At 64.6% G+C, this 9,061-nt stretch carries 10 protein-coding genes; 4 read left to right on the forward strand and 6 right to left on the reverse strand.

The features are described from left to right. Positions 1 to 116 precede the first annotated feature (116 nt). From ABIB78_RS14215 to ABIB78_RS14240, 6 genes are all read right to left on the reverse strand, one after another. Positions 117 to 1,070 (reverse strand): ribose-phosphate pyrophosphokinase, encoded by a 954-nt coding sequence (locus ABIB78_RS14215; protein WP_429025295.1) that lies wholly within the window; start codon positions 1,068 to 1,070, stop codon positions 117 to 119. A gap of 177 nt (positions 1,071 to 1,247) precedes the next feature. Then, positions 1,248 to 1,865 carry a hypothetical protein gene (locus tag ABIB78_RS14220; RefSeq protein ID WP_429025298.1) on the reverse strand — a complete coding sequence of 206 codons (618 nt, stop codon included), beginning with the start codon at positions 1,863 to 1,865 and terminating at the stop codon, positions 1,248 to 1,250. Between the two features lie 186 nt (positions 1,866 to 2,051). Continuing rightward, positions 2,052 to 2,819, reverse strand: coding sequence for a peptidoglycan editing factor PgeF (gene pgeF / locus ABIB78_RS14225; protein ID WP_429025301.1), 768 nt, complete (start codon positions 2,817 to 2,819; stop codon positions 2,052 to 2,054). After that, positions 2,816 to 3,877 carry a class I SAM-dependent methyltransferase gene (locus tag ABIB78_RS14230; protein ID WP_429025365.1) on the reverse strand — a complete coding sequence of 354 codons (1,062 nt, stop codon included), beginning with the start codon at positions 3,875 to 3,877 and terminating at the stop codon, positions 2,816 to 2,818. Before ABIB78_RS14230 ends, pgeF begins: the two co-directional genes overlap by 4 nt. Positions 3,878 to 3,976: 99 nt before the next feature. Continuing rightward, positions 3,977 to 4,819, reverse strand: a complete 843-nt coding sequence (lgt, locus tag ABIB78_RS14235; protein WP_429025304.1) for a prolipoprotein diacylglyceryl transferase — start codon at positions 4,817 to 4,819, stop codon at positions 3,977 to 3,979. A 15-nt stretch (positions 4,820 to 4,834) separates the two neighbouring features. Next, positions 4,835 to 5,569, reverse strand: a complete 735-nt coding sequence (locus ABIB78_RS14240) for a dienelactone hydrolase family protein (RefSeq protein ID WP_429025307.1) — start codon at positions 5,567 to 5,569, stop codon at positions 4,835 to 4,837. Between the two features lie 177 nt (positions 5,570 to 5,746). Here ABIB78_RS14240 and ABIB78_RS14245 point away from each other — a divergent pair, with 177 nt between their 5' ends. The 4 genes from ABIB78_RS14245 to ychF all read left to right on the forward strand — a co-directional run bounded on the left by ABIB78_RS14245 (position 5,747) and on the right by ychF (position 8,929). Then, positions 5,747 to 6,016, forward strand: a complete 270-nt coding sequence (locus tag ABIB78_RS14245; RefSeq protein ID WP_429025310.1) for an accessory factor UbiK family protein — start codon at positions 5,747 to 5,749, stop codon at positions 6,014 to 6,016. 267 nt (positions 6,017 to 6,283) lie between these two features. Continuing rightward, a complete protein-coding gene (locus ABIB78_RS14250) occupies positions 6,284 to 7,006 on the forward strand; it encodes a 50S ribosomal protein L25/general stress protein Ctc (RefSeq protein ID WP_429025313.1) in 723 nt (240 codons plus the stop codon). Between the two features lie 55 nt (positions 7,007 to 7,061). Then, entirely contained in the window at positions 7,062 to 7,700 is a 639-nt protein-coding gene (gene pth, locus ABIB78_RS14255; protein ID WP_429025316.1) for an aminoacyl-tRNA hydrolase, read from the forward strand. Positions 7,701 to 7,831: 131 nt separating this feature from the next. Then, positions 7,832 to 8,929, forward strand: coding sequence for a redox-regulated ATPase YchF (gene ychF / locus ABIB78_RS14260; protein ID WP_429025319.1), 1,098 nt, complete (start codon positions 7,832 to 7,834; stop codon positions 8,927 to 8,929). The last annotated feature ends 132 nt before the right edge of the window (positions 8,930 to 9,061 follow it).

The raw sequence follows: 9,061 nt of genomic DNA on the forward strand, positions 1-9,061 counted from the left end.
GACCCACCACCACGAATGTTTGCTGTCGCGAAAGCTGTGGCCACAGGTGCACTCCGCGACGGAGTCTTGTGGTTATGGGTCCCTGCGTTCGCAGGGACGACAGCGAGTATTGGGTCCTAATCGAACAGGCTGGAGACTGACTCTTCCGCCGCGGTGCGGCCGATCGCTTCGGCGATCAGGCCGGCGATCGAGATCTGGCGGATGTTCGGCGCCTTGTTGACGGCCTCCGTCGGCAGGATCGAGTCGGTGATGACCAGTTCCTTCAGCCGCGACGAGGCAATCCGCGCGGCGGCGCCGCCGGACAGCACGCCGTGGGTGATGTAAGCCGATACTTCCTTGGCGCCGTGCGCGATCAGCGCCTCGGCCGCGTTCACCAGCGTGCCGCCGGAGTCGACGATGTCGTCGACAAGGATGCAGTTGTAGCCGGCGACGTCGCCGATCACGTTCATCACCTCGGACTCACCGGGGCGCTCGCGGCGCTTGTCGACGATCGCCAGCGGGGTGTTGATGCGCTTGGCGAGGCCGCGGGCACGCGCCACGCCGCCGACGTCGGGCGACACCACCATTACCTTGGCGAGGTCGAACTTCTCTCTGATATCGCGCACCATCAGGGGCGCCGCGAACAGGTTGTCGGTCGGGATGTCGAAGAAGCCCTGGATCTGGCCGGCGTGCAGGTCGAGCGTCATGACGCGGTCGACACCGGCGTGCGAGATCAGGTTGGCGACGAGCTTGGCCGAGATCGGCGTACGCGAGCCGGACCTGCGGTCCTGCCTGGCGTAGCCGAAATAGGGCACCACCGCGGTGATGCGGCGCGCCGAGGAACGGCGCAGCGCGTCGGTGATGATCAGCAATTCCATCAAATTGTCGTTGGCCGGATACGACGTCGACTGCAGGATGAACATGTCCGAGCCGCGGACGTTCTCCTGGATCTCGACGAAGATCTCCATGTCGGCGAAGCGCCGGACCACGGCCTTGGTCAATTCGATGCCAAGTCCCTTGGCGATGTCCTGCGCCAGCGCAGGATTCGAGTTGCCGGCGACGAGCTTGATTGATCCGTTCTTTGCCGACATCGATGCTTCCCCCCGCGCCTTGCTGGATACGACGTTCAGCATCTCAAGTCCTTACAGAACCGGCGGGTTTCGGTGCGCGAGGGAATATCAGGCAGGCGGCTGCGCTGGCAACCCATTAGCCGGCTTTCGCCGCCGTTTTCCTGGGCAAAAACACCCTTCACCGGGACATAACGGGGTTTAATTGGCGGAATAGCCGAGTGCCACCGTCTCGGGCGCGGCGGGGGCCGAGGCGCTCGCGACCGTCGGCCCACGGAGGTCCGGTGCCGGGGCGGGCGCCGGGCTATCGGACGGGCCGCCATTGATCATGCCGGACAGGCCGCTGAGGCCGGCCTGGGCAATCTTGCGCAGCACCAGATCGTCGGCGGCAGCCCAGGCGTCGCGGCCGGCCTTGCCCGCGGGCTCTTCGCCGGATAGCCGGAGCGCACGTTGCTGATTGCTGTCGTAGACGTCCCACACCCACGAGATCATGGTGCGGCCGCGCACAACCTGTGCGGACAGGTAGCTGCGCACGCGGTAGGCCGCGGTGCCCTGGCGCGACACGATCGACAGGCTGCGCAGCTTGGATTCGCTGTCGAGCACACCCACCATGCGGTCGAACACCTGGGGCGGCGGGCCGTCGATCGACTCGAACGCGACCGTCGCGCCGCTCGCCGGTGTGGCCATGGCGTAGGAGTCAGCAGCACCGCCGCCGGCCGCGCATCCGCCAAGCGCGCACGCGATCGCCAGCCACGTGACTGCGATCACGGCACGCACGGCTGTCCCAGTTTGAAACTGGCGGTTTGACGCTTCCCTCATTGCGTCCTGCGATATCGTTAAAACGGCTTAACGTCTAGGGCAGGACGGCCACACCACTTAACCGATCCGGTGGCCTTGCCACGGGGTTTCGGATTTCCTTGCTTGGTCAGAGAGATGGTGCCGCATGGCTTCGGTGATCCAGGCCCATTCCAAGACACTTGGCGCACAAAATGGCGAGGCCGCCCGTCAGTCTTCCAGCGCGATGGCGTGAACGAGCCGGCCGTAATCGCCTTCCTTGCGGTGCACGGAGCGGCGATAGCTGAAGCAGCGCTCGTCGGAATAGGTGTCGATGCCGAGATCGTCGATCATCAGCACGCCGGCATTTTCCAGCCGCATGCGGATGAAGCCGGCGAGATCGAACATCGCGTGCCCGTCGCGTTCGCCGGGAATGAAGAACACGCCGTTCTCGGCGTCGGCCTCGATGAAGCGCTCGACGAATTCGTTTCCGACCTCGTAGGACTCCTTGCGGATCATCGGTCCGATGGCCGCGACGATGCCGACGCGCTCGGCGCCGAGTTTCTCCATCGCATCGATGGTCGATTCCAGCACGCCGGTCAGCGCGCCCTTCCAGCCGGCATGCGCCGCGCCGATCACCCGCGCATTGGGATCGACGAACAGGATCGGGCCGCAATCGGCCGTCGTGACCGAGATCGCAAGCCCTTCGGTGCGCGTGACGATCGCGTCCGCCTTCGGGCGCGCCGCGCCATTCCATGGACCGGTCACGATCACGACGTCAGGCGAGTGAACCTGATGCACGCTGATCAGGTGGTCGAGCGGCACGCCGAGTTGCTCTGCCATCCGCCGCCGGTTCTCCGCGACCCTGGCCGGATCGTCGTGCGAGCCGAGCCCGCCATTGAGCCCGGCATAGATGCCCTCCGAGACGCCGCCGGCGCGCGAGAAGAAGGCATGGCGCAGGCCCGGAATGGCCGACAGCAGCGGTGATCCCAATGTCATGATGGTTCGGTCTCGTCAGGCGGATCGCTCAGTCCGGCGATCGAGGTGAGGTGCGGGTTGGAGATGGCGATCGTCTTGAACATCGAGCCCATCCCGCCGCGTCCGGAATCGGTCAGGCGTTTCAGCGCGCCGGCGATGTCGGCGGAGACCTCGGGGCCTGCTTTCGCCATCAGCCCGGCGGCGCGCGCCTCGACGCCGAGGCGCTTGAGGAAGTCGCCCTGCGTCGCCGGCCCGTGGACGCGGGCGCCGACATCCTCGGCGGCCCGCGCCAGGGCCTGGAAATCGACATGCGCAGTGACGTCGGCCTGTCCCGGGTTCTTCAGCGGGTCGGCGAAGCTGTGGCGCGCGATCGCCTGGAAGGTGTCGCCGGCATCGCTGCGCAGATGGCCGTAATCGATGATCAGCGCCGCGCCGTCCTGGTCGCGCACCCGCGTCGCGAGCTTCATGATCTCGTTGTCGGGCCGCCATTCGAACACTGCGCCGAGCGGGGCGGCGCGCACCAGCGGCGGCAGCAGCACCTCGAAATGCGGCACAGGCTCGGGAGCGGGAGCGAAGTACAGGCTGCCATTGGCGTCCATCCCGACCGTGCGCTCGTGCCAGCCGGTCTCGCGGCGGACCATCTGGTGGATCGGCAGCACATCGAAATATTCGTTGGCGAGGATCACCGCCGGTCCTTCGGGCACGTCGTCGATGCTGTCGTGCCAGGTGATGTTGCGCACGCCCGTCAACGTGGCGTGCTGCTTCTCGCGCAGCACCGGGTTGACCTCGACGAGGTGGATGCTGAGCGACTGGTAGAGTGGCGGCAGCACGCGCAACGCACGCAGCGCATCGGCCATCATGGTGCCGCGGCCGGGCCCGAGCTCGATCAGGCGGAGCGTCTCCGGCGAGCCGATCGCGCGCCAGATCGAGGCGCTCCACAGCCCGAGCAGCTCGCCGAACATCTGGCTGACCTCGGGTGCCGTGGTGAAATCGCCCTCGCGGCCAAGCGGATCGCGCGACAGGTAGTAGCCGTGCTGCGGATGCATCAGGCACAATTCCATGTAGCGCCAGACTGGCATCGGCCCGGACAGCTTGATCAGCTTCCTGATCTCATCCAGCAGCGGGGAGGGTTCGCTCACGGCCTTCCTTGGATTGCACTTGCTTTACGTTGAACTTGCTTAAGTTGAACTTGGCGCCGGCCCGTTCGCCCTGCGGCGGGCGGCGGCCGTGATGATGATAGCGCCCACGATAATCATTGGCACCGACAGCAGCATCCCCATGGTCAATCCGCCCCACAGGAATCCGAGTTGCGGATCGGGCTCCCTGAAGTGCTCGCCGATGATTCGGGCAATGCCGTAGATCGTGATGAAGCTGCCGAGGATCAGGCCTGGCCGTTTGAGCGCGCCCATCCTGATCATGATCGCCAGCGCCGTAAACAGCACAATGCCCTCGAGCCCGGCCTCGTAGAGCTGGCTCGGATGCCGCGGCAGCGGCCCGCCATTGGGGAAGATCATTGCCCAGGGCAGGCTCGCCTCGGCGTGACGGCCCCACAATTCGCTGTTGATGAAATTGGCGAGCCGGCCGAGGAACAGCCCGATCGGCGCGACCGCGGTAGTGATGTCGCCGAGCGACAGGATCGGGATGCCGTTGCGGCGGGCAAACAGCATCACCGCGGCGACGCAGCCGAGAAAGCCGCCGTGGAACGACATGCCGCCCTTCCACAATTCGAGTATCTCGGACGGGTGCGCGATGAAGAAGGGCAGATTGTAGAACAGCACATAGCCGGTGCGGCCGCCGACAATGATGCCGATGGTGACCCAGAGGATGAAGTCGTCGAGCTGCGGCAGCGTGATCGGCGCGGGGCCGCCCCACAGCCGCTCCTTCTTGATCAGCGAGCGGGCGTAGATCCAGCCCAGCACGATGCCGACGATATAGGCCAGCGCATACCAGCGAATCACGATCGGCCCGAGCGAGACCGCGACGGGGTTGAACACCGGAAAGTCGATCAGCAGGAACGGCATCGTGTGTCTTGGGACTCAGCTCACGAGGTTGCGGCGATAGAGCGCGAGCAATCGCTCCCAGTGGCGTTCGGCGGCGTCGCGGTCATAGACCGGGCGCTTGGGGAACGCAAAGCCGTGATGCGTGCCGGGATAGATCTCGACCTCGTTGTTCGAGCCCTTCATGCCGGTTTTCACCTGCTCGATGATCTCCGCCGGCGCGTAGATATCGGTCTCGGCGCAGGCGAAATAGAGTTCGGCCTTGGTCTTTTGCGCGGCAAGATGCGGGCTGTCGGGCTGGTCGGTCGCCAGATGCGTGCCGTAAACCGAGGCGGCGGCCTTGACGCGATCGGCGAAATGCGTCGCGGCGTTGACGGCGTAACGGCCGCTCATGCAGTAGCCGACGGTGCCGATGACCCTGGTATTCGCGGCCTTCTGCGTTTCGGCGTAGGCGAGCAAGCCCCTGGTGTCCTCCATGACAAGCGGGATGTTGAGCGAGTTCATCAGCGCGAACATCCGCTTGCGCTCGGGCGATTCCGGATCGGGGTTGATCGGGCCGAGCTCCATCACGCCGGCGCGGTAATACATGTTCGGCAGCATCACATAGTAGCCGGAGGTGCCGAGCCGGCGCGCCATGTCGCGCAGCTCTTCGCGAATCGCCGGCGCATCCATGTAGAAGATGACGACAGGGAAAGGGCCGCCGCGCTCGGGATGGGTGATGAAGGTGGTGGTCTTGCCGTCCTTGGTCGGGATCTCGACGGTCTGCTCGATCATGGCGCTTCTGCTCGCGTTATGTGTGCGATTTCTGTTGTGAGTTCATACGATTGCAAGGAAACCGGAGCATGACAAGGCAAGCCTCGGGAGGCCTGCCATTCGCGGCGGACTTGAACCGGATGGCGGGCATCGCCATTGTCTTTTGCGCGAGCCAGTGAACGCGGAGAGTTTTGCGAGATGACCCAGACCAGCAACCGGTTTTTCGATGAGATCGGCCGTCTGATGAACGATGCCGCGGGCGCCGCCCAGGGCGTCAAGCGCGAGGTCGACACGGTCATGCGCAACCAGGCCGAACGGATCCTGCGCGACCTCGACGTGGTCAAGCGCGAGGAATTCGACGCGGTCAAGGACATGGCCCGCCTGGCACGCGAGGAGAACGAGGCGCTGAAAGCCCGGATCGCAGCGCTGGAAGCCAAGCTCGGGATCGCACCCGGGACGACGGGCTAACAAGGGAGCTCGCGTAGCGTAGCCGGATCGTGGCGTAGCCGGATGGAGCGCAAGCGAAATCCGGGGCAGCGGATGGTCAGGGTCCCCGGCTGCGACCCTGTTGTTTGGGTGCGAGCAAGAAAAATCCCTTCATTTCCTTGTCATTTCGGCCCTTTGGGGCTAAAAGCCCGCCACGTCCGCGGCCCCCGCACCCCTGGAGGCTTGCTGTGGACCTGAGCATGGGCCGCGCTGCGGCCTTTAACTTTTTAAATACAAGGACTTAACGCTATGGCGACCGTCAAGGAATTGAAGGCGACCGCGCGTCCGAAGAGCGGCAAGGGGGCCGCCCGGGCAGAGCGTCGCGCCGGGAGAGTTCCCGGAGTGATCTACGGAGACAACCAGCCCCCTGTCACCATCTCGGTCGACGATCGTGAACTGCGCCAGCGCATCCTGGCGGGCCGGTTCCTGACCACGATCTATAACATCGATCTCGAGGGCAAGAAGCATCGCGTGATTCCGCGCGACTTCCACCTCGACCCGGTGAAGGACTTCCCGATCCACGTCGACTTCATGCGGCTCGGCGAAGGCGCGACCATTCGCGTCAGCGTGCCGCTGCACGTCGTGAACGCGGAAACCGCCCCCGGCATCAAGCGCGGCGGCACCGTGAACATCGTCACCCACGCGCTCGACCTCGAATGCTCGGTCGACAACATTCCGCAATACATCGAAGTCGATGTCGGCAGCCTCGAGATCAGCCACTCGCTGCATCTCTCCGAGGTTACGCTGCCCAAGGGCGTGAAGTCGCTGGCCCGCGAGGACGCGACGCTGGTTACCATCGTGCCGCCGTCCGGCTACGCCGAAGAGCAGAAGGCCGCGGCTGCGGCGGCTGCCGGTGGCGCTGCTCCGGCCGCGGGTGCTGCAGCTCCGGCCGCTGCTGCTCCGGCTGCGGGTGCTGCCGCTCCGGCCGCGGGTGCCAAGGCTCCCGCCGGCGGTGGCGACAAGAAGAAGTAATCGATCAGGTCGGCGCGCGATCGTCTGATGGCGCGCCGACGCGGGATGCCGCGCCATGCGCCGTTCAATTTTTGTTGGTCTTGGCAACCCTGGGCCAGAGCACGCGCGTAATCGGCACAATATCGGCTTTATGGTTATCGATGAACTTGCGCGGCGCTACCATGCTGCATCTTGGCGGCGGGCGTTTCAGAGTGTTGTTACGGAGATAAGTCTCGCCAATCAGCGAGTAGTGCTCCTTAAGCCCCTCACCTACATGAATGAGTCAGGTCGTGCAGTGAGGGAAGCGACGAGCTTCTACAAGCTGCATACGATTGGCTTGACGGTATTTCACGACGAGATTGAGCTGCCCCCCGCAAGAATACGCGTAAAAGTCGGCGGGAGTGACGCGGGCCACAACGGGTTGAAGTCGATCTCAGCCTACACTGACCCCGAATATCGGCGTGTCCGCCTCGGTGTGGGTCATCCTCGCGAAGTTTTGGGAGTTGGCCACCCAAGCCTACGAGAGGCTGTGCATCGGTACGTGCTGTCGGATTTCTCAAAGAGAGAACGGCAGTGGGTAGAGACAATGTGCGACACCGTCGCCGACAATGCCGGCCTGCTGGTGACGGGGCACGACGCGTCGTTCGCCAACAAGGTGCATCTGACGATGCAGGCCAAGGGATTTTTCGACACCAACGATGAGGGCGCCAAGTAAACGCTCGTCATCGCCGGGCTTGACCCGGCGATCCATCTCTCAAGTGGGATGGATACGCGGGTCAAGCCCGCGTATGACGACCTCACTCAATTCAACCGCGCAGCGTGAGCGCGCGAGAGATCGGGACGAACATGGGATTCAAATGCGGGATCGTCGGGCTGCCTAACGTCGGCAAGTCGACGCTGTTCAATGCGCTGACCGAGACGGCGGCTGCCCAGGCGGCGAACTATCCGTTCTGCACCATCGAGCCGAATGTCGGCGAGGTGGCGGTGCCCGATCCGCGGCTGGAGAAGCTTGCAGCGGTCGCGAAATCCGCGCAGATCATCCCGACCCGGCTGACCTTTGTGGATATCGCGGGGCTGGTCCGTGGCGCGTCCCAGGGTGAAGGCCTCGGCAACCAGTTCCTCGCCAACATCCGCGAGGTCGACGCCATCGCCCATGTGGTGCGCTGCTTCGAGGATTCCGACATCACCCATGTCGAAGGCAAGATCGCGCCGCTCGCCGACATCGAGACCATCGAGACCGAGCTGATGCTGTCCGACCTCGACAGTCTGGAGAAGCGTGTCGACAACCTGTCAAAGAAGGCCAAGGGCAACGACAAGGAGGCCAAGGAGCAACTCGAGCTCGTCAACCGCGCGCTGGTGCTGCTGCGCGATGGCAAGCCGGCCCGCGGGCTGGAGCGCAAGCCGGAGGAGGAGCGTGCGTTCCGGATGCTCGGGCTGCTGACCTCGAAGCCGGTGCTCTACGTCTGCAACGTCGAGGAAGGCTCGGCCAGGGACGGCAACAATTTCTCCAACGCGGTGTTCGAACGCGCCAAGCAGGAGGGTGCAGTCGCGGTCGTGATCTCCGCCAAGATTGAATCCGAGATCGCGACGCTGTCGCGCGCGGAGCGCACCGATTTCCTCGAGACGCTGGGCCTCGAAGAGGCCGGGCTCGATCGGCTGATCCGCGCCGGTTACCAGCTGCTCGACCTCATCACCTACTTCACGGTGGGGCCGAAGGAAGCGCGCGCCTGGACCATCGACCGCGGCACCAAGGCGCCAGCGGCCGCTGGCGTGATCCATACCGATTTCGAGAAGGGCTTCATCCGCGCCGAGACCATCGCCTATGCGGACTACATCGCCGGCAACGGCGAAGCCGGGGCGCGCGACGCCGGCAAGCTGCGGCTCGAAGGCAAGGATTACGTCGTCGCCGACGGCGACGTCATGCATTTCCGCTTCAACACCTGATTGATCTGGCTATTTCCCCGTCGTCCCGGGCAAGCGGAGCGCGACCCGGGACCCATATGTGGACGGCCCCCGTGGCACAAGAGCTTTTTGAGTAGATCGGATCGCTTGCATCCATATGTCCGGCCTGTTGAT

The sequence above is a fragment of the Bradyrhizobium sp. I1.14.4 genome, from assembly GCF_050435825.1.
In the GTDB taxonomy this organism is placed as follows: Bacteria; Pseudomonadota; Alphaproteobacteria; order Rhizobiales; family Xanthobacteraceae; genus Bradyrhizobium.